The sequence below is a fragment of the Aeromicrobium sp. IC_218 genome (assembly GCF_004336805.1).
Lineage (GTDB): Bacteria > Actinomycetota > Actinomycetes > Propionibacteriales > Nocardioidaceae > Aeromicrobium.
Window position 1 is genome coordinate 58,063 of record NZ_SJXM01000013.1, and the last position, 20,986, is coordinate 79,048.

A 20,986-nucleotide genomic window follows, 5' to 3' on the forward strand; every position below is an offset into this window, starting at 1 on the left:
ATCCTCCCGCACCGGCTAGATGGGGGTGGACGCCGGCGAGCGTCGTGTCTGCCACACGACGACGCCCATCGCGCCGAGCGCGACGACGGTCGCGGCCACGCCGCCGACCGCGAACCCGGCCCAGGCGCCCGAGGCGTCCATGGCCGCACCGGCCAGCGGCGCGCCGAGCGCACCGCCCATCGTGAACGCCGTGCCCTGCCAGCCCATCGCCTCGCCGAGCCGGTGTGGCGGGACGAGCCGGGTCAGCCACTCGCTGGACGCGGTGAGGCTGGGCGCGCACAGGGCGCCGGCCGGGATGACGAGCAGCGCCAGGCTCCAGACGTTCTGGGCGAACACGGCGGGCAGGGTGAACAGGCCGAGCGCCAGCAGCAGGTACGAGGGACGGATCGAGTGCGACCACGCACCGTAGAGCAGACCGCCGACCAGCGAGGCGAGGCCCCAGGTGCCGTAGACGACGCCCACCAGGGCGATCTCGTCCTGCTCGCGCAGCTCGGCGATGATGCCGAGGTCGGTGCCCATGAGCGCGACCATGGCAGCGGCCGAGATGACCAGCAGCAGGACGACCTTGGGCGTGATCCAGCCGCGGACGTCGTGCAGCGTCTCGGGCCCGGCCGGGTCGGTCGCCACCGCGGCCCCCGGACGTCCGGGGCCGGACCGCAGGTCGGGGTCGAGCACCCAGAACATGACCCCGGCCAGCACGACGCAGCAGCCGATGCCCACCAGCGCGACCGACGGGCTGTAGAACGCGGCCAGGAAGCCGCCGACCGCCGGGCCGATGATGAAGCTGGCCTCGGCCATCGTCGAGTCGGCCGCGAACGCGGTGCGCCGGCGCGACTCCTCCACCTGCGCGGTGAGGGCGAGCCGGACGATGGTGTGGATGGGGATGAGGAAGAGCCCGGCCAGGAACGCCAGCGGCAGCAGCGCGTAGTAGGTCGGCACGAGGCCCAGGGCCGGCACGACCAGCGCGGTCACGACGATGGAGGGGACGATCGCCCGGCGCAGGCCCTTGCGGTCGATCCGGCGGCCGCGCCACGGGGCACCGATCGCCGCGCCGATCGTCTCGCACGTGGCCAGCAGGCCGGCCTGCTTGTAGCTGCCGCCCATGCCCTCGGTGACCAGCAGCGTCAGCACGAGCGGGAGCGCCATCATCGGGATGCGGGCGAAGAACGCGGCGACGAATATCGTGCGCACCTGACGGTCGGCCAGTAGCAGCCGATAACCCGAGAACTCCACCGGCGCATCCTGTCACGGCCGTCCATCCCTCAAACCCGGGGATTGACCGGACGCGTTACGGTGTGCGCGTCGAGCCACCGGGCCCGGCACGATGAGAGGAACACCCCTTGACCAGCCTCGTGATCGTCGAGTCGCCGAACAAGGTCCGCAGCATCGCGGGCTACCTCGGGGACGGCTACGTGGTGGACTCCTCGATCGGCCACATCCGTGACCTGCCGCAGGGCGCCGACCAGGTGCCGGAGAAGTTCAAGGGGCAGCCGTGGGCCCGCCTCGGCGTCGACATCGACAACGGCTTCGAGCCCGTCTACGTCGTCTCGGCCGACAAGAAGTCGCAGATCACCAAGCTCAAGAAGCTGCTCAAGGACGCCGACGAGCTCGTCCTGGCCACGGATGAGGACCGCGAGGGCGAGGCCATCGCGTGGCACCTGCTCGACGAGCTGAAGCCGAAGGTGCCGGTCAAGCGCATCGTCTTCAACGAGATCACCAAGGAGGCGATCCAGCGGGCGATCGCCAACCCGCGCGACGTCGACATGGACCTGGTGGACGCCCAGGAGACGCGCCGCATCCTCGACCGCCTCTACGGCTACGAGATCAGCCCGGTGCTCTGGAAGAAGGTCATGAGCGGCCTGTCCGCCGGCCGCGTCCAGTCCGTGGCGACCCGCCTGGTGGTCGAGCGCGAGCGCGAGCGCATGGCGTTCCGCACCGCCTCCTACTGGGACCTCGAGGCCACCTTCGACGCCGGTGCCGGCCACGACCCGCGCACCTTCCCGGCCAAGCTGGCCACCGTCGACGGCGCCCGCGTCGCCACCGGTGCCAGCTTCGACAACACCGGCACGCTGACGGCCAAGAACGTCGTCCACCTGGACGAGGCCCGCGCCGGTGCGCTGGCCGACGCGGTGCGCGGCGAGACGTTCGCCGTCCGCTCGGTCGAGTCCAAGCCGTACACGCGCAAGCCGTACGCCCCGTTCCGCACCACGACGATGCAGCAGGAGGCGTCGCGCAAGTTCGGGTTCGGCGCCGCCCGCACGATGCAGGTCGCCCAGCGCCTCTACGAGGGCGGGCACATCACCTACATGCGCACCGACTCCACGACGCTGTCGCAGACCGCGGTCACCGCGGCGCGCTCCCAGGTCAAGGAGCTGTACGGCGCCGACTACCTCCCCGAGAAGCCGCGCACGTACGCGTCCAAGGTCAAGAACGCGCAGGAGGCCCACGAGGCCATCCGGCCGGCGGGCGAGCGGTTCAAGACGCCCGCGCAGACCGGCCTGCGCGGCGACGAGCTGCGCCTGTACGAGCTGATCTGGAAGCGCACGATCGCCTCGCAGATGCTGGACGCCCGCGGCACCACCGCGACCATCCGCATCGGCGCGCAGGCCAGCAGCGGCGAGGACCTGGAGTTCGTCTCGTCCGGCCGCACGATCACCTTCTACGGCTTCCTCAAGGCGTACGTGGAGTCCGGCGACGACCCCGAGGCGCAGGGCGACGACCAGCAGACCAAGCTGCCGAACCTGTCCGAGGGCGACGCCGTCACCGCCGCCGAGCTCGGCCAGGCCGGCCACCAGACCAAGCCGCCGGCGCGCTTCACCGAGGCCAGCCTGATCAAGGAGCTGGAGGACCGCGAGATCGGCCGCCCCTCCACGTACGCCTCGATCATCGGCACCATCCAGAACCGCGGCTACGTGTACAAGAAGGGCACCGCCCTCGTCCCGGCCTGGATCGCGTTCAGCGTCACCCGGCTCATGGAGGAGCACTTCGGCCGGCTCGTCCAGTACGAGTTCACCGCCCAGCTCGAGAGCGTCCTGGACGAGGTGGCCGGCGGTCGCGAGGACCGCGTCCACGTGCTCAAGGCGTTCTGGAACGGCGAGGGCGACGCCGACACCGGCCTCAAGCGCCTGGTCGAGGACCTCGGCGACATCGACGCCCGCGGCCTGGCCACGTTCGAGCTCGGCGAGGGCATCGCCGTGCGCGTCGGCCGCTACGGCCCGTACGTCGAGGGCCCGCCGCTGACCAAGGCCGACGACGGCACCGAGACGCCGACCCGGGCCAACATCCCCGAGGACCTGCCGCCGGACGAGCTGACGCTCGACAAGGCCAAGGAGCTGCTGGCCACCCCGGCCGGCGCCGAGAACGTCCTGGGCGAGCACCCCGAGACCGGCCTGACGGTCACCGCGCGCAACGGCCGCTACGGCCCGTACGTCACCGAGGCGCTGCCCGACGACGCCCCCAAGGGCGCCAAGGCGCGCACCGCGAGCCTGTTCCAGACGATGTCGATCGACACCGTCACGCTCGAGGACGCCGTGCAGCTGCTGACGCTGCCGCGGGTCGTGGGCACGGACGTCGACGGCACCGAGATCACCGCGCAGAACGGCCGCTACGGCCCGTACCTGAAGAAGGGCACCGACTCGCGCTCCCTGGAGAAGGAGGAGCAGCTGCTCACCCTCACCGAGGAGGAGGCGCGCGCGATCTACGCCCAGCCCAAGACGTTCGGCCGCAAGGCGGCCAAGCCGCCGCTCAAGGAGCTCGGCGAGGACCCGGTCAGCGGCAAGCCGATCGTGGCCAAGGACGGTCGGTTCGGCGCCTACGTCACCGACGGCGAGTACAACGCCACGCTGCGCAAGGACGACGACGTCGAGACGCTGACGCACGAGCGCGCGGTCGAGCTGCTGGCCGAGCGTCGCGCCAAGGGGCCGGCCAAGAAGGCGGCGAAGAAGACCACCAAGAAGGCGCCGGCGAAGAAGGCCGCGGCCAAGAAGACGGCCGCCAAGAAGACCACCGCGAAGAAGACGACGGCCAAGAAGGCGACCAAGAAGTCCTGAGGCCCGGGCCGTCGGACGTGCCCCCTAGGATCGGGGCATGGCCGACCGCTACACCTCCACCGGCGTCTTCCTGGCGCTCGAGGGCGGCGAGGGCGGCGGCAAGACCACCCAGGCCCGCCTGCTGACCGACTGGCTCGCCGGCCTCGGCCACGACGTCCTGCTGACCCGCGAGCCGGGCGGCACGCCGGTCGGCACCGAGCTGCGTCGCATCGTGCTCGACCCGGCCACCGGCGCGCTCAGCCCGCGCACCGAGATGCTGGTCTACGCCGCCGACAAGGCCGAGCACGTCGACGCCGTCGTCCGCCCGGCCCTCGACGCCGGACGTGTGGTGCTGACCGACCGCTACGTCGACTCGACCATCGCCTACCAGGGCGCCGGGCGGTCGCTCGATCCCGCCGACGTCGAGCGCGTCGCGCGCTGGGCCACCGCCGACCTGCGCCCGCACCTCACGGTCGTCCTCGACGTCGACCCGCGCCTGGGCCTGTCCCGCGCTGGGGCGCCCGACCGCATCGAGGCCGAGCCGCTGGAGTTCCACGAGCGCGTCCGGGCGCACTTCCTCGCGCTGGCCGGGCGCGACCCCGAGCACTACCTCGTGGTGAGCGCCGACGACGACCCGCAGACCATCCACACGGGCATCCGTCGCGCCGTCGAGCCCCTGCTCGCCCAGGCCGTCGCGGGGGCTTCGCGATGACCGTGTGGGACGAGCTGGTCGGCCAGGAGCCGGTCGTCGAGGTGCTGCAGCGCGCCGTGGCCGCGGCGTCGTCCGGCGGCTCGGGCATGACCCATGCGTGGCTGTTCACCGGGCCGCCCGGCTCGGGCCGGTCCAACGCCGCCCGGGCCTTCGCCGCCGCGCTGCAGTGCGAACGCGGCACCGGCTGCGGGGAGTGCCACTCGTGCGTCACGGCGCGCGCCGGCAGCCACCCCGACATCACGCTCATCAGCACCCAGGGCCTGAGCATCGGCACCGACCAGGCCCGCGAGGTCGTGCGCGCCGCGTCGCTCCACCCGTCGTCCGGGCGCTGGCAGGTGCTCGTCGTCGAGGACGCCGACCGGCTCACGGACCAGGCGGCCAACGCGCTGCTCAAGGCCATCGAGGAGCCGCCGCCGGCGACCATCTGGATGCTCTGCGCGCCCGCGGTCGAGGACGTCATCGTCACCATCCGCTCGCGCTGCCGCTCGGTCGTGCTGCGCACGCCGCCGGCCGCCGCGGTCGCCCGGCTGCTGGTCGAGCGCGACGGCATCGACGCCCAGGCCGCCCGCGAGGCCGCGCAGGCGTCGCAGGGCCACGTCGGTCGCGCCCGCGCGCTGGCCACGAAGGACGAGGTCCGCCGCCGGCGCCGCGAGATCCTCGACCTCGCCGGCTCGCTGCGCACGCCCGGGTCGTGCCTGCGTGCCGCGGCCACCATCCACGAGCTGGCCGCCGACCACGCCAAGGACCTCGCCGACTCCGCCGACGCCAAGGAGCTCGCCGACCTGCGCGCGGGCTGGGGCGTCGAGGAGCGCGGCAAGCGCCCGGCCGGCTACGCGGGCGCCCTGTCGGCGCTGGAGAAGGAGCAGAAGCGCCGCCGCACGCGGCTCTCGCGTGACGCCATCGACGGCATGCTGCTCGACCTGCTGTCGCTGCAGCGCGACGTCCTGGCCGTCCAGCTCGGCTCGGTGCAGGACCCCGGCGACCTGGTCAACGCCGACGTCGCCGGCGAGGTGCAGACGCTCGCCCGCCTGGGGACGGCCGAGTCCACCCTCCGGCGGGTCGATGCCATCCTCGAGTGCAGGGAGTCGGTGGCGGCCAACGCGGCCCCGCTCCTGTGCCTGGAGCGCATGATGCTCGCGCTCGCCGCCTGACCCAGGAGACCGCCGTGACCCGACTGCGCCCCTACCTGCTGCCGATCGCCGTCGTCGTCCTCGTGGGCGCGCTCGTGGCGGCCCTCGTGGTCGTCCTGGAGCGCGAGCGGTCGACGTCCGCGGCCCCGGTCCCCACCGGCGAGCAGGGTCCGGCCGGGCTCGAGCGGTTCTACGGCCAGGAGCCGGAGTGGACCGACTGCGACGACGCGCGCTGCGCCTGGATCGAGGTGCCGCTCGACTACGCCGAGCCGGCCGGCGAGACGATCCGGCTGCGGGCCCGCGAGGTGCCGGCCACCAGCGACGACGTGCAGGGCCGCATCGTGGTGAACCCGGGCGGTCCCGGTGGGTCGGCGCTGGGCTTCGCCGACCAGGTGGCCAGCACCCTGCCCGACGACGTGCGCGACCACTACGGCGTCGTGGGCGTCGACCCGCGTGGCGTCGGGTCCAGCGAGCCGGCGCTCGACTGCCTGACCGACGCCGAGCTCGACGACTGGACGAGCGTGGACGCCACTCCCGACGACGAGGCCGAGCAGGAGGCGCTCCGCGAGGCGTCCCTGGCGTTCGGCCGCGGCTGCGTCGAGCGGTCCGGCGCGCTGGCCTCGCACGTGTCGACCGTCGAGGCGGCCCGCGACCTCGACGTCGTCCGGGCCGTGCTGGGCGACGACGAGCTGACGTACTACGGCGCCTCGTACGGCACCTCGCTCGGCAGCACGTACGCGGCGCTCTTCCCGCAGAAGGCCGGCCGGCTCGTGCTCGACGGCGCGATCGCGCCCGACCTGACGGTCGCCGAGGGCGCGTTGGGCCAGAACGAGGGCTTCCAGCGGGCGCTCACCGCCTACCTGGAGGACTGCGTCCGCGACGACTGCCCGCTCGGTGACGACGTCGAGTCCGCCGAGCAGGTCCTCGGCGAGACGATCGAGGCGCTCGACTCCGATCCGCTGACCGTCGGCGACCGCGAGCTCACCCAGACCCAGGCGTTCTACGGCATCGCGACCCCGCTCTACGGCGAGCAGAACTGGCCGCTGCTCACCGTCGCGCTCGGCCAGCTGCTCAAGGGCAACGGCGGCGGCCTGCTGCAGCTGTCGGACTTCTACTTCGACCGGTCGCCGGACGGCAGCTACGCGTCCAACAGCGCGGAGGCGTTCCGGGCCATCTCCTGCCTGGACGCGAGCGGGGAGCCCGCGCCGAAGCCGGCCGAGGTCGAGCGGGTCACGACCGAGCTGAGCGAGGTCTCGCCGGTGTTCGGGCCGTTCTTCGCCGGCGACTCCTCCGGCTGCGACGACTGGCCGGCGCGGAGCGAGGCCGCGCAGCAGGAGCTCGACGTCGCCGCGCCGGGAGCGCCGCCCATCCTGGTGGTCGGCACGACGCGCGACCCGGCCACGCCCTACGAGTGGTCGCAGCGGCTGGCCGACGCGCTGGACTCCGGCGTGCTGCTGACGCGCGAGGGCGACGGGCACACCGCGCTCGGCCAGGGCAACGAGTGCATCGACGACGCGGTCGCGACCTTCCTGCTCGACGGCGAGGCGCCGAAGGACGGCACGGTCTGCGAGGAGTAGCTACTCCTCGCGCGCGGCCTCGTGGTGGCGGATGACCTCGTCGATGATGAAGTTCAGGAACTTCTCCGCGAAGGCCGGGTCGAGGTCGGCGTCGAGGGCGAGCCGGCGCAGCCGCTCGATCTGCTGACGCTCGCGGTCGGGATCGGCCGGCGGGAGGTCGTGCTCGGCCTTCAACCGGCCCACGCGCTTGGTGCACTTGAACCGCTCGGCGAGCAGGTGCACGAGGGCCGCGTCGATGTTGTCGATGCTCGAGCGCATCTCGTTCAGCTCGGCGCGGATGTCGTCGGTCACGGGCACGATCCTAGGCCGACCCCCGATTTCGGTTCCGCGAACCCCTGCGGCTAGACTCGGTGACCGGTCCGGCGGGCGATCCTCGCCAGGCCTCGCCGCCTTAGCTCAGTCGGCAGAGCGTCTCACTCGTAATGAGAAGGTCGTCGGTTCGATTCCGACAGGCGGCTCCACCCGAAGCCCCAGCCCTCGTGGCTGGGGCTTCGTCGTTCGCGGTGCGACTGAGTCGGAGAGCGGTCCCCCTCCGTCATGAGAAGGTCGTCGGTTCGATTCCGACAGGCGGCTCCACCCGAAGCCCTCGTCCCCCGGACGAGGGCTTCGTCGTTCGTGCCGAAGTCGGAGAGCGGTCCCCTCCCGCGGCTCCGCGCGTTCCTGTTTCCCCATGTCGCGGACCGGAACCCTCGCGGACAACGCGGCGCGGTCGTCCCCGCTGGGGCGGTGACGCCACGTGAACGCTCACATCCGCGTCGACATCTTTGACCGGAGGGGTTGACGGATCGCAATGTTAACGTTCACACTCGCTGGAACGTGACACCGGTCACAGTGGGCGAGACCGCCCCTTTCACCCCGAGGAGCACCCCGTGTTGAAGAAGACCTTGATCGCCGCGAGCGCGATCCCGTTGACCGTGCTGTCGCTCACCGCCTGCGGCTCGGACTCAAGCTCTGGCGACGGCGGCGGCAGCGAGGGCGGTGGCTCGATCACGATGGGCTTCGCCCAGGTCGGTGCCGAGAGCGGTTGGCGGACCGCCAACACGAAGTCGATCCAGGAGTCCGCGAAGGCCGAGGACGTCGACCTGAAGTTCACCGACGCCCAGGGCAAGCAGGAGAACCAGATCCAGGCGATCCGGTCCTACATCCAGCAGAAGGTCGACGTGATCGCCTTCAGCCCGGTCGTCGAGACCGGCTTCGACGCCGTGCTGCAGGAGGCGAAGGCGGCCAACATCCCGGTCATCCTCACCGACCGCGCGGTCAAGGTGGACGACGACTCCCTCTACGAGACCTTCCTGGGCTCGGACTTCGTGAAGGAGGGCGAGAAGGCCGGCGAGTGGCTGGTGCAGAACGCCAAGGACGCCGACCGCGACGGCGACGGCACGATCAACGTCGTCCAGCTCGAGGGCACCACGGGTGCGGCCCCGGCGATCGACCGCGCGGAGGGCTTCGCCGACACGATCGGTGCCGACGACTCGATCAAGGTGACGGCGTCCCAGACCGGCGACTTCACCCGTGACGGCGGCAAGCAGGTCATGGAGTCGTTCCTGCAGTCCGACGACAGCATCGAGGTGGTCTACGCCCACAACGACGACATGGGTCTGGGCGCCATCGAGGCGATCGAGGCCGCGGGACTCAAGCCGGGCGTCGACGTCAAGATCATCACGGTCGACGCGGTCAAGGACGGCATGCAGGCCCTCGCGGACGGCAAGATCAACTTCATCGTCGAGTGCAACCCGCTGCTCGGTCCCCAGCTGATGGATCTGGCCCAGAAGGTGCTCGACGGCGAGGAGGTCCCGAAGCGGGTCGTGACCGAGGAGACGACGTTCGACCAGGAGCAGGCGAAGGCCGCCCTGCCCGACCGTCAGTACTGACCGGCGAGCCGGCTCGGGCCGGCCGCCCCCGGCGTCACCGCGGTGACGTCGCCCGGCCGGTGCCGGGCCCCCGGCACCCGCCGGGCCCGGCACCCACCGGCTCCAGGACCACCCAGGAAGGATCGAGATGACGCAGCTGGCACGGTCGAAGGCCGTCGCCCCGCCCGGGACGGATCGGCCCCCCGTGATCGAGATGCGCGACATCACGATCAGCTTCGGAGCCGTGACGGCCCTGGACCGGGTCTCGGTCCGGCTCTTCCCCGGCGAGGTCCACGCCCTCATGGGCGAGAACGGTGCGGGCAAGTCGACCCTGATCAAGGCGCTCACCGGCGTCTACACGGTCGACGACGGGACGGTGCTGGTCGACGGCGAGCGGCACGAGTTCCACTCGCCGGCCGCGTCCCAGGCCGCGGGCATCAGCACGGTCTACCAGGAGGTCAACCTGGTGCCGAACCTCACCGTGGCCGAGAACATGATGCTCGGCCGCGAGCCGCGTCGGTTCGGGGCGATCGACGTGCGGGCGATGAACCGCGCCGCCCGCAAGACCCTGCTCCACCTCGGGCTGGACGTCGACCCGGCCACGGTGCTGGAGGACCACCCCATCGCGGTGCAGCAGCTCGTCGCGATCGCCCGCGCGGTCGGCGTGCAGGCCAAGGTGCTCATCCTGGACGAGCCCACCTCCAGCCTGGACGCGGACGAGGTGGAGAAGCTCTTCGCCGTCATGCGTCGCCTGCGGGAGGAAGGCGTGGCGATCGTGTTCGTGTCGCACTTCCTGGACCAGGTGTACGAGATCGCCGACCGGATGACGATCCTGCGCAACGGCCGGCTCGTCGAGGAGCGGATGGTCGCCCAGACGCCGCGGCTCGAGCTGGTCCGGCTCATGATCGGCCGCGAGCTGGAGACCCTCGAGCGGCTGGACCGGGCTCCGCGCACCGAGGCCGAGGGTGGCGCTCCGCTGCTGACCGCCATCGGGCTGGGTCGCAAGAACTCCCTGGAGGCCACCGACCTGCAGCTGTTCGAGGGCGAGGTCGTCGGCATCGCCGGGCTGCTCGGCTCCGGACGCACCGAGCTGGCCCGGCTCCTGTACGGCGCCGACCACGCCGACACCGGCGAGCTCACCGTGCGCTCGGAGCGTCGCCGCCTGCGCAACCCGCGCCAGGCCCTCGCCCGCAAGATCGCCTTCTCCAGCGAGAACCGGAAGGCCGAGGGCATCGTCGGCGACCTCACCGTGGCCGACAACATGCTGCTCGCGCTGCAGGCGTCACGCGGTTGGCTCCGCCCGGTGCCGCAGGCGACCCGCACCCGGCTCGTGCGCGACTACATCGAGGCGCTCGACATCCGCCCGGCCGACCCGACCGCCCTCATGCGCAACCTGTCGGGCGGCAACCAGCAGAAGGTGCTGCTCGCCCGCTGGCTCATCGTCCAGCCCGAGATCCTCATCCTCGACGAGCCCACCCGCGGCATCGACATCGGCGCCAAGGCGCAGATCCAGGCGAAGGTCGCCGAGCTGGCCGAGAAGGGCCTGTCGGTGGTGTTCATCTCGGCCGAGCTCGAGGAGGTCCTGCGGCTCAGCGACCGGCTCGTGGTCATGCGGGACCGGCACAAGATCGACGAGCGCCCCAACGACGACGTCAGCGTCCGCGACGTCCTGGAGATCATCGCGGGCGAGGCCCGCGAGCAGGGAGATCGCGATGCCTGAGCCCACCCTCGTGCGGCGCGCGCTGCGGCACCCGCTCCTGTGGCCCGTGCTGGCCCTGCTCGTCCTGCTGCTGGTGAACGTCGTGGTCAACCCGTCGTTCCTCAGCGTGCGGATGCAGGACGGACACCTCTACGGCAACGTCATCGACATCATCCGCAACAGCGCGCCGGTCATGCTCGTCGCGCTCGGCATGACGCTGGTCATCGCGACGCGCGGCATCGACCTGTCGGTCGGCGCGATCGCCGCGATCGCGGCCGCCGTGGCCTGCACGCGCATCGTCGGGGCGGGGGACGAGGGCGCGCTGGTCACCGCGGTCATGGCCGTCACCTACGCACTGGTCGTGTGCCTGCTGCTGGGAGCCTGGAACGGGTTCCTGGTCGCGGTCTTGGGCATCCAGCCGATCATCGCGACGCTCATCCTCATGGTCGCCGGACGCGGCATCTCGATGGCCATCACCGACGGGCAGATCACCACGGTCAACAACCCGTGGTTCAGCGACCTGGCGTCCGGCTTCGTGCTCACCCTGCCGCTGGCCTTCCTCGTGGCGTTCGGGATGCTGCTGCTGACCGCGGCGCTGACCCGGCGGACCGCGCTGGGCATGCTGATCGAGGCCGTGGGCATCAACCCCGAGGCCAGCCGGCTGGCCGGCGTCCGCTCCCGCACGATCATCTGGACCGTGTACGCCTTCTCCGGCCTGTGCGCCGGCCTGGCCGGTCTCGTCATCGCGGCCAACACCAACTCGGTCAACGCCAACAGCCTCGGACTGTGGATCGAGCTGGACGCGATCCTGGCCGTCGTGATCGGTGGCACGTCCCTCATGGGCGGACGCTTCTCGCTGGCCGGCACCTTCGTGGGCGCGCTGTTCATCGCCACGCTCACCCGCACGATCCCCAACATCGGGATCCCGTCCGAGGTGAACTACCTGTTCAAGGCGATCGTCGTCATCGCCGTGTGCCTGCTGCAGTCCCCGCGGGCCCGGGCGATGCTGCGCCCCCGGCGCCGGCGTCCCACCCCCGCCCCCGTCATCGCGAAGGCAGGTTCCCCCGCATGAGTGCCTCCACCGTCCCGGCCTCGAGCTGGGACCGCGTCCGCGGCTACGCACCTCCGCCCCGCTACCTGCCCGTCGTGGCGACCTTCGCGCTGTTCGTCGGCCTGTACGGCGTGGGCGGGATGCGGTACGAGGGGCTGAGCGACCCGCAGGTGCTGCTGAGCCTGCTGCTCGACAACGCGTTCCTCATCGTCCTGGCCGTCGGCATGACGTTCGTCATCCTCACCGGTGGCATCGACCTGTCGGTCGGGTCGGTCGTGGCGCTGTCCACGATGATCGCGGCCAGGACCCTGGAGCTGGGCTGGTCGCCGTACCTGTCGATCGTGGCGGTGCTGCTGACCGGCACCCTGCTCGGCCTGCTGATGGGCGTGCTCGTCCACTACTTCCAGATCCAGCCGTTCGTCGCGACCCTCGCGGGCCTGTTCCTGGCTCGCGGGCTGACCTACCTGATCAGCGTCAAGTCGATCTCGATCACCGACCCGACGTTCACCTCGCTGGCGTTCAAGACGGTGTACTTCGGCGAGTACTACCTGCGCTGGACCGCGATCGTGGCGCTGCTGACCGTCGTCGTGGCCGCGTTCGTGCTCGCCCGCACGCGCTTCGGGCGCACCGTGTACGCCATCGGCGGCAACGAGAGCAGCGCCGTCCTCATGGGCCTGCGGGTGGCCGCCACGAAGGTCGGCGTCTACGTCATCAGCGGGTTCTGCGCCTCGCTCGCCGGGCTGCTGTTCTCGCTGTACATCCTGTCGGGCAACAGCCTGCACGCGGTCGGGATGGAGCTGGACGCCATCGCGGCCGTGGTCATCGGCGGGACGCTGCTGACCGGTGGCCGCGGCTACGTCCTGGGCTCCCTGCTGGGCGTGCTGGTGCTGGGGATGATCAAGACGATCATCGCCTTCGACGGCACGCTGAGCTCGTACTGGATGCGCATCATCACCGGCCTGCTGCTCCTCGCGTTCGTCGTGGTCCAGCGCTTCGCCACCCGGCGGCAGCGATGAGCCGCAGCCAGCCCGAGCCCGGCCGGCGCAGCCCGGTCATGGCCGACGTCGCCCGCCTCGCCGGGGTTTCGCACCAGACCGTCTCGCGCGTCATCAACGGCCAGGACAACCTGCGTCCGGCCACCCGGGAGAAGGTCGAGGAGGCCATCCGTCAGCTGGGGTACCGGCCGAACACCGCCGCGCGGGCCCTGGTCACGCGTCGGTCGGCCACGATCGGCGTCATCGGCTCCAAGAGCGGCTTCTGGGGGCCCTCCACGGTGCACCGGACGATCCAGGCGGCCGGGCGCGAGGCCGGCTACTTCGTCAGCTCGGTGAACCTGCAGAGCCTCGCCCGCGCCGAGGTCGTCGACGCGATCGACCACCTGCGGGCCCAGAGCGTCGAGGGCATCGTGCTGATCTCGGCCACCGACGAGGCGCTGGAGGTGGCCCGGGCGCAGGAGCACCTCGGCGTGCCGGTCGTCGTGGTCGAGGGCGACCCGCACAAGACCCGCTGGACCGTCGGCGTCGACCAGGTCGCCGGCGCCGAGGCCGGCACGCAACACCTGCTGGACCTGGGCCACACCGAGATCGTGCACCTCGCCGGCCCCATGGACTGGACCGAGGCCCGCGCCCGCCAGCACGGCTGGCAGAACGCGATGCGGGCCGCCGGGCTCAGGCCGGCGGACCCGGTGCCGGGCGACTGGTCCGCGGCGAGCGGCTTCGAGGCCGGCCGGCAGATCGCGGCGCGCGAGGACGTCACCGCGGTGTTCTGCGCCAACGACCAGATGGCGCTCGGCCTGATGCGGGCCCTGCACGAGGCGGGCCGGACGGTCCCCTCCGGCCCGCGCGGCGTCAGCGTGGTCGGGTTCGACGACATCCCCGAGGCCGCCTACCTGATCCCGCCGCTCACCACGGTCCGCCAGGACTTCCAGGCGGTCGGGCACCGGGCCATCGAGATCCTGCAGGCCGCCCTGGCCGACGAGCCGGCGCCGGAACGGCTCATCGGTCCCGAGCTCGTCGTCCGGGCCAGCAGCGCCGCCCCCGTCGGAAGGAAGCCGTGACCATGACCGAGCACGTGGACGACCAGCACGTCGTGGGCGTCGACTACGGCACCCTGTCCGGGCGCGCCGTGGTCGTGCGGGTCCGTGACGGCGCCGAGCTGGGCACCGCCGTCCACCCGTACCCGCACGCCGTGCTCGAGGACGCGCTGCCGGCGCACCTGGCCGGACGCCCGCAGCGGCTCGCACCCGCCTGGGCGCTGCAGGTGCCCGAGGACTACCGCGAGGTGCTCCGCGTCGCGGTGCCCGCCGCCGTGGCCGCCGCCGGCATCGACCCCGCGAGCGTCGTCGGCATCGCGACCGACTTCACCGCGTGCACGATGGTGCCCACCCGCGCCGACGGCACGCCGCTCAACGAGGTCGAGGGCCTCGCCGACCGTCCGCACGCCTACGTGAAGCTCTGGAAGCACCACGCCGCGCAGGGCCAGGCCGACCGGATCAACGACCTGGCCCGCGAGCGGGGCGAGTCGTGGCTGCCGCGCTACGGGGGCCTCATCTCCTCGGAGTGGGAGCTGGCCAAGGGCCTGCAGCTGCTCGAGGAGGACCCCGACCTCTACGAGCGCATGGACCACTGGGTGGAGGCGGCGGACTGGATCGTGTGGCAGCTGAGCGGCACGTACGTGCGCAACGCGTGCACGGCCGGCTACAAGGGCAACCGCCAGGACGGCCGCTACCCGAGCGCGGAGTTCCTGGGCCGGCTGGCGCCGGGCTTCGACCGGTTCGTGGCCGACAAGCTCGACCACCCGATCGGCGAGCTCGGCGCGGTCGCCGGGAGGCTCACCGCGCAGGCGGCCGCCTGGACCGGGCTCCCCGAGGGCATCGCCGTGGCCGTCGGCAACGTCGACGCCCACGTCACCGCCCCCGCCGCGCAGGCGGTCGGGCCCGGGCAGATGGTGGCGATCATGGGGACGTCCACCTGCCACGTCATGAACGCGGAGGTGCTGCGCGAGGTCCCCGGGATGTGCGGCGTCGTCGACGGCGGCATCGTCTCGGGACTGTGGGGCTACGAGGCCGGCCAGAGCGGGGTGGGCGACATCTTCGCCTGGTTCACCCAGCACGCCGTGCCCCCCGCCTACGTCGACGCGGCCGCGGCGGCGGGCGAGTCCGTGCACGAGCACCTCACCCGGCTCGCGGCCGCGCAGGAGGTCGGCGAGCACGGTCTGGTCGCCCTCGACTGGCACTCGGGCAACCGCTCGGTGCTCGTCGACCACGAGCTGTCCGGCCTCGTGATGGGCCTGACCCTGGCCACCCGGGCTGAGGACGTCTACCGCGCCCTGCTCGAGGCGACCGCCTTCGGCACGCGGGTCATCGTCAACGCCTTCCGCGACAGCGGCGTCCCGGTCGAGGAGTTCATCGTCGCGGGCGGGCTGTCGCGCAACGAGCTGCTCATGCAGATCTACGCCGACGTCACCCGTCTGCCGATCTCGGTCATCGACTCCGCGCAGGGGCCCGCCCTCGGGTCGGCGATCCATGCCGCGGTCGCCGCCGGGGCCTACCCGGACGTGCCGACCGCGGCCAAGCAGATGGGTCGGGTGCGGCGGCACGTCCACATGCCCGACGAGCGCCGCGCGGGCCACTACGACGCCCTCTTCGAGGAGTACCAGGCCCTGCACGACCACTTCGGTCGCGCGTCCGGGGCGATGCGCAGGCTCCAGCACGTCCGCCGCGAGGCCGTCGCCCGCCGGCGGGCGACCGAGACGGTGGGTGCGTGATGACGGTCGTGGCCGACGTGCAGGAGGCCCTGCGAGGGTTGCGCCGCGAGGTGTGCGCGCTGCACGAGCAGCTCACCCGCTACCAGCTCGTGGTGTGGACCGCGGGGAACGTCTCGGCCCGCGTGCCCGGCCACGACCTGATGGTGATCAAGCCCAGCGGTGTCTCCTACGACGAGCTCACCGCCGAGAACATGGTGGTGTGCGACCTCGACGGACGGGTCGTGGAGGGCGACCACGCGCCCTCGTCCGACACCGAGGCCCAGGCCTACGTCTATCGCCACCTGCCGCACGTCGGCGGGGTCGTGCACACCCACTCGACCTACGCCACCGCGTGGGCCGCCCGCGGGGAGCCCGTCCCGTGCGTGCTGACCATGGCCGCCGACGAGTTCGGCGGGGAGATCCCGGTCGGCCCGTTCGCGATCATCGGCGACGACTCGATCGGCCGCGGGATCGTGGAGACCCTGCGCGACAGCCGGTCGCCGGCGGTGCTCATGCGCAACCACGGCGTGTTCACCATCGGGCCGACGGCGCGCGCGGCCGTGAAGGCGGCGGTCATGTGCGAGGACGTGGCCCGCACCGTCCACGTCGCCCGCCAGCTCGGCGAGCCGATCCCGGTCGAGCAGCACCACGTCGACGCCCTGTTCGAGCGCTACCAGCACGTGTACGGCCAGCGCTGAGCCGTCCGGCCACCGCACACCCATCCGCCACGTCCTCACGGAGGAAGCCCCATGACCACGACGCCCGCGACCACGCCCGAGGTGTGGTTCCTGACCGGCAGCCAGTCCCTCTACGGTCCGGAGACCCTCGACCAGGTGGCGTCCCAGTCACGGGCGATCGCCGACCGTCTCGCGGACGTCGACGGGCTGCCGGTCTCGGTGGTGTGGAAGCCGGTCCTGCTGGAGGCCGGCACGATCCACCGTCGGATGCTCGAGGCCAACGCCGACCCGGCCTGCGTCGGCGTGATCGCGTGGATGCACACGTTCTCGCCGGCCAAGATGTGGATCGCCGGGCTCGAGGCGCTGCAGAAGCCGCTGCTCCACCTGCACACGCAGGCCGGGATGGCGCTGCCGTGGGCGACGATCGACATGGACTTCATGAACCTCAACCAGGCCGCGCACGGCGACCGCGAGTTCGGGTACGTCCAGTCCCGGCTGGGCGTCCCGCGCAAGACCGTCGCCGGCCACGTCGAGAACCCGGTGGTCGCCGAGCGCGTCGCCGGGTGGGCGCGGGCGGCCCTGGGTCGTGACGACCTGCGCCGGCTGCGGCTGGCGCGCTTCGGCGACAACATGCGCGGCGTCGCGGTGACCGAGGGCGACAAGGTGGAGGCCCAGCGCCGGTTCGGGGTGTCGGTGGACGCGTACGGCGTCAATGACCTGGTCGCCGTCGTCGACCAGGTCGCCGACGCCGACGTCGACACGTTGGTCACCGAGTACGCCGATCGGTACGCGGTGGCCCCCGAGCTGCTGCCGGGCGCCGAGCGGCACGACTCGCTGCGGGTGGGCGCCCGGATCGAGCTGGGCCTGCGGACGTTCCTCACCGAGGGCGGGTTCGGGGCGTTCACGACGAACTTCGAGGACCTCGGCGGACTGCGTCAGCTGCCCGGTCTCGCGGTCCAGCGGCTCATGGCCGACGGCTACGGGTTCGGCGGCGAGGGCGACTGGAAGACGTCCCTGCTGCTGCGGGCGACCAAGACGATGGCCGCGGGGCTGCCCGGCGGGACGTCCTTCATGGAGGACTACACGTACCACCTGGTGCCCGGGGAGGAGAAGATCCTCGGCGCGCACATGCTCGAGGTGTGCCCGACGATCACCACGCAGCGGGCGTCGCTGGAGGTCCACCCGCTGGCCATCGGCGGACGCGAGGACCCGGTGCGCCTGCGCTTCACCGCCGACCCGGGCCAGGCCGTCGTGGCCGGTCTGTCCGACCTCGGCGACCGGTTCCGCCTGACGGTCAACGAGATCGACGTCGTCGAGCCCGACGAGGACCTGCCGCGGCTGCCCGTGGCCTGCGCGGTCTGGCGCCCGCGGCCGTCGCTCGCGACCTCGGCCGAGTCGTGGCTCATGGCCGGCGCCCCGCACCACACGGTGCTGTCCCAGGCGGTGGGCGTGGAGGTGCTGGAGGACTTCGCCGAGATGACCGGGATCGAGATGGTGACGATCGACGCCGACACGACGCCGCGCTCGTTCCGGCGCGAGCTGCGCTGGAACGCCGCGTACCACCGCCTCGCCGAGGGCCTGTGAGTCCGTCGGGCGACGCGCTCGTGCCCGGTTCCTCGTCGGACCGGGACCGTCGCTTCGGCGAGCTCGAGGACGGGCGGGAGGTCCGCCTGCTGGTCATCGGCACCGCTCCGGGTCCGGTGGTGGAGGTCCTGACCCTGGGCGCGACCGTCCACCGGCTGGAGGTGACGGGCGGGGACGGCGAGCGGCGCAACGTCGTGCTGGGCCACGCCGACGTCGCTGAGCGGAGGGCGAGCGGCGACTACGTCGGGGGGACCATCGGCCGGTACGCCAACCGCATCGCCGCCGGCCGCTTCCGGCTGGACGGCCAGGACGTCCAGGTCGGCACGCACGACCGGGGTAACAGCCTGCACGGCGGCCCCGACGGGTTCGACCGTCGTCCGTGGGAGGTGGTCGCGCACGAGCCGGACGCGGTCGAGCTGCGGACGGTCAGCCCCGACGGCGACCAGGGCTTCCCCGGCACCGTCACCGCCACCGTCCGCTACGCGGTCGAGGGCGACGTCGTGACGGTCGACATGACGGCGACGACCGACGCCCCGACGGTGGTGAACCTGACCAACCACGCCTACTTCAACCTGGCGGGGGAGGGGGCCGGCACGATCGACGACCATCTGCTGCAGGTGGACGCCGACGCCTACACCCCGGTGGACGCGACGGGCATCCCGCTCGGCGTGGTCGATTCGGTGGACGGCACGCCGTTCGACTTCCGTGCCCCTCGGCCGATCGGCCCGGCGGTCCGCACGGAGCACCCGCAGGTCGCCGACGCGCGCGGCATCGACCACAACCTCGTGCTGCGCGGGACGGGCCTGCGCCGGGCCGCCGTCCTGGAGCTCGAGCCCGTGGCGTCGCGGCTGGAGCTGTGGAGCGACCAGCCCGGCCTGCAGGTCTACACCGGCAACTTCCTCGACGGCTCCCGGCGCTCGACGAGCGGGGGCCGCTACCGCCAGGGCGACGGGATCGCACTCGAGCCGCAGCTCTTCCCGGACTCGCCCAACCGACCGGAGTGGCCGACGGCGGTGCTGAGGCCGGACGAGACGTACCGGCACCGACTGCAGTGGCGGTTCGGGCGCGCGTCCGTCGGGACCGTGGTCTAGCGCAGGCGAGCCAGTCGGTCGACCGCCTCGGCCAGCACCTCGGGACGCTTGCAGAACGCCCACCGCACGAGCGGACGTCCGGCGTCCACGTCGTCGTAGAACACCTGGTGCGGGACGGCGACGACGCCGGCGAGCTCGGGGAGCCGACGGCAGAAGTCCAGGCCGTCGTCGAAGCCGAGCGGACGCACGTCGGTGGTGACGAAGTAGGTGCCCTCGGGACGCAGGACGCCGAAGCCGGCGGTCTCCAGCCCGTCGCACAGCAGGTCGCGCTGGTGGCGCATGCGGGCCGCGTTCTCGGCCACCCAGCCGTCGCCCTCGTCCAGCGCGAGCGCCACCGCCGGCTGCAGCGGGGCGCCGGACGTGTAGGTCATGAACTGCTTCGCCGCGAGCATCGCGTCGACCAGCGGCGCCGGCCCGGACGCCCAGCCGACCTTCCAGCCGGTGACCGCGAACGTCTTGCCCGCGCTGGAGATCGTCAGCGTCCGCTCGGCCATGCCGGGCAGCGTGGCGACCGGGACGTGCGGCACGTCGAAGGTCAGGTGCTCGTAGACCTCGTCGCTGACGACGACCAGGTCGTGCTCGATCGCGACGTCGGCGACGGCACGCAGCTCCTCGCGGGTGAGCACGGCGCCCGTCGGGTTGTGCGGGGTGTTGAGCAGGATCGCGGACGTGCGCGGGGTGACGGCGGCCCGCAGCTCGTCCACCGGGAGCCGGAAGTCGGGCGTCCGCAGCGTCACGGGCACGCGCGTGGCCCCGGCCATCTGCAGGCACGCGGTGTACGAGTCGTAGTACGGCTCCAGCACGATCACCTCGTCACCGGGCTCGACCAGGCCGAGCAGGGCCGCGGCGACGGCCTCGGTGGCCCCCGTGGACGCGGCGACCTGGGTGTCGGGGTCGAGCGCGAGGCCGTAGTGACGACGCTGGTGGTCGGCCACCGCCCGACGCAGCTCCGGCACGCCGCGACCGGGGGCGTACTGGTTGCGACCGTCCGCGATGGCGCGCCGGGCCGCCTCGAGCAGCCAGTCGGGGCCGTCGGTGTCGGGGAAGCCCTGGCCCAGGTTCACCGACCCGGTGCGCTGGGCCACCTCGGTCATCTCGGCGAACACGGTGGTGCCGAGCCCGGCGACGCGGCTGCTGGACGTCCTCACCGCTGTCACTGTAGTCACGGCGGGAACCGATGTCCCGGCTCGTTCGTCTGCCTAGGATGTGCCCGTGACGACCCTCGAGACCTCCGCCGACGAGCGCGAGGTCGTGCCTCCCGCCCGACCCCTCGCCCTCGCGTGGCTGCTGCTGGTCGGCGGTGCCATCGGGCTCGCCGCGTCCTTCACGCTGTCGCTGGAGAAGATCCGCCTGCTCGAGCAGAAGGACTACGTCCCCAGCTGCAACTTCAGCGTCGTCTTCAACTGCCTCAACATCATGAAGACCGACCAGGCGTCGCTGTTCGGGTTCCCCAACCCGTTCATCGGGCTCATGGGCTTCGCCGTCGTCATCACCCTCGGCGTCGTCCTGCTCGCGGGCGCCCGGCTCCCAGAGTGGGTCTGGGCCGGCCTGCAGGTCGGTGCCACGCTCGGCTTCGCCTTCGTCTGCTGGCTGCAGTACGAGAGCCTCTACGTCATCGGCTCGCTGTGCCCGTGGTGCATGGTCGTGTGGGCCGTGACCATCCCGATCTTCTGGTACGTCACGCTGCGCAACCTCGGCACGTGGGCGCCGGGCAACCGGGTCGTGAGCTTCCTGCGCGACTGGCACGCCCTGCTGCTCGCGCTGTGGTTCATCGGCCTGGCGACGCTGATCTTCTTCCGCTTCTTCGCGTGAGCCCCGCCTGAGCCCGTCGTCGGCCACACTG

The 20,986-nt window shown here is 72.2% G+C and carries 17 protein-coding genes and 1 tRNA gene; 15 read left to right on the top strand and 3 right to left on the bottom strand.

What is annotated here, in order from left to right; genetic code table 11:
- Positions 1-15: 15 nt before the first annotated feature.
- A complete protein-coding gene (locus tag E0W78_RS13605) occupies positions 16-1,191 on the bottom strand; it encodes an MFS transporter (protein WP_131404490.1) in 1,176 nt (391 codons plus the stop codon).
- A gap of 149 nt (positions 1,192-1,340) precedes the next feature.
- On the opposite strand from E0W78_RS13605, the gene topA reads away from it, so the two are divergent.
- The 4 genes from topA to E0W78_RS13625 are packed head-to-tail and all read left to right on the top strand — an operon-like array spanning position 1,341 to position 7,447.
- On the top strand, positions 1,341-4,049 hold the full coding sequence (topA, locus tag E0W78_RS13610; protein ID WP_131404491.1) for a type I DNA topoisomerase: 2,709 nt from the start codon (positions 1,341-1,343) through the stop codon (positions 4,047-4,049).
- 37 nt (positions 4,050-4,086) lie between these two features.
- Positions 4,087-4,740, top strand: a complete 654-nt coding sequence (gene tmk / locus E0W78_RS13615; protein ID WP_131404492.1) for a dTMP kinase — start codon at positions 4,087-4,089, stop codon at positions 4,738-4,740.
- Complete coding sequence (locus tag E0W78_RS13620) at positions 4,737-5,891, top strand: DNA polymerase III subunit delta' (RefSeq protein ID WP_131404493.1); 1,155 nt, start codon at positions 4,737-4,739, stop codon at positions 5,889-5,891. Before tmk ends, E0W78_RS13620 begins: the two co-directional genes overlap by 4 nt.
- Positions 5,892-5,905: 14 nt before the next feature.
- A complete protein-coding gene (locus E0W78_RS13625; protein ID WP_165570514.1) occupies positions 5,906-7,447 on the top strand; it encodes an alpha/beta hydrolase in 1,542 nt (513 codons plus the stop codon).
- On the opposite strand, the gene E0W78_RS13630 is transcribed toward E0W78_RS13625, so the two are convergent.
- Positions 7,448-7,738 (bottom strand): chorismate mutase, encoded by a 291-nt coding sequence (locus E0W78_RS13630; protein ID WP_131404495.1) that lies wholly within the window; start codon positions 7,736-7,738, stop codon positions 7,448-7,450.
- Positions 7,739-7,832: 94 nt separating this feature from the next.
- Between E0W78_RS13630 and E0W78_RS13635 the strand changes: the two genes are divergently transcribed.
- From E0W78_RS13635 to E0W78_RS13680, 10 genes are all read left to right on the top strand, one after another.
- Positions 7,833-7,908: transfer RNA gene (locus E0W78_RS13635), tRNA-Thr, on the top strand.
- Positions 7,909-8,316: 408 nt separating this feature from the next.
- Positions 8,317-9,318 (top strand): ABC transporter substrate-binding protein, encoded by a 1,002-nt coding sequence (locus tag E0W78_RS13640; RefSeq protein ID WP_131404496.1) that lies wholly within the window; start codon positions 8,317-8,319, stop codon positions 9,316-9,318.
- A gap of 193 nt (positions 9,319-9,511) precedes the next feature.
- Positions 9,512-11,017 (top strand): sugar ABC transporter ATP-binding protein, encoded by a 1,506-nt coding sequence (locus E0W78_RS13645; protein ID WP_242686358.1) that lies wholly within the window; start codon positions 9,512-9,514, stop codon positions 11,015-11,017.
- Positions 11,010-12,068 (top strand): ABC transporter permease, encoded by a 1,059-nt coding sequence (locus tag E0W78_RS13650; RefSeq protein WP_131404498.1) that lies wholly within the window; start codon positions 11,010-11,012, stop codon positions 12,066-12,068. Before E0W78_RS13645 ends, E0W78_RS13650 begins: the two co-directional genes overlap by 8 nt.
- Positions 12,065-13,063, top strand: coding sequence for a galactofuranose ABC transporter, permease protein YjfF (gene yjfF / locus E0W78_RS13655; protein WP_131404499.1), 999 nt, complete (start codon positions 12,065-12,067; stop codon positions 13,061-13,063). Before E0W78_RS13650 ends, yjfF begins: the two co-directional genes overlap by 4 nt.
- Positions 13,060-14,103, top strand: a complete 1,044-nt coding sequence (locus E0W78_RS13660; RefSeq protein ID WP_207392769.1) for a LacI family DNA-binding transcriptional regulator — start codon at positions 13,060-13,062, stop codon at positions 14,101-14,103. The genes yjfF and E0W78_RS13660 overlap by 4 nt, the downstream gene beginning before the upstream one ends.
- 14 nt (positions 14,104-14,117) lie before the next feature.
- Positions 14,118-15,812 carry a ribulokinase gene (gene araB, locus E0W78_RS13665; RefSeq protein ID WP_207392774.1) on the top strand — a complete coding sequence of 565 codons (1,695 nt, stop codon included), beginning with the start codon at positions 14,118-14,120 and terminating at the stop codon, positions 15,810-15,812.
- Entirely contained in the window at positions 15,812-16,489 is a 678-nt protein-coding gene (locus E0W78_RS13670) for an L-ribulose-5-phosphate 4-epimerase (protein WP_131404520.1), read from the top strand. The genes araB and E0W78_RS13670 overlap by 1 nt, the downstream gene beginning before the upstream one ends.
- A 51-nt stretch (positions 16,490-16,540) precedes the next feature.
- Positions 16,541-18,052, top strand: coding sequence for an L-arabinose isomerase (gene araA / locus E0W78_RS13675; protein WP_131404501.1), 1,512 nt, complete (start codon positions 16,541-16,543; stop codon positions 18,050-18,052).
- Positions 18,049-19,143 (top strand): aldose epimerase family protein, encoded by a 1,095-nt coding sequence (locus tag E0W78_RS13680; protein ID WP_131404502.1) that lies wholly within the window; start codon positions 18,049-18,051, stop codon positions 19,141-19,143. Before araA ends, E0W78_RS13680 begins: the two co-directional genes overlap by 4 nt.
- On the opposite strand, the gene E0W78_RS13685 is transcribed toward E0W78_RS13680, so the two are convergent.
- The gene (locus E0W78_RS13685) at positions 19,140-20,291 is read right to left on the bottom strand and encodes a pyridoxal phosphate-dependent aminotransferase (RefSeq protein ID WP_131404503.1); all 1,152 of its coding nucleotides are present in this window, start codon (positions 20,289-20,291) and stop codon (positions 19,140-19,142) included. The genes E0W78_RS13680 and E0W78_RS13685 overlap by 4 nt on opposite strands.
- 64 nt (positions 20,292-20,355) lie before the next feature.
- On the opposite strand from E0W78_RS13685, the gene E0W78_RS13690 reads away from it, so the two are divergent.
- Complete coding sequence (locus E0W78_RS13690) at positions 20,356-20,955, top strand: vitamin K epoxide reductase family protein (RefSeq protein ID WP_242686355.1); 600 nt, start codon at positions 20,356-20,358, stop codon at positions 20,953-20,955.
- Positions 20,956-20,986: the final 31 nt, after the last annotated feature.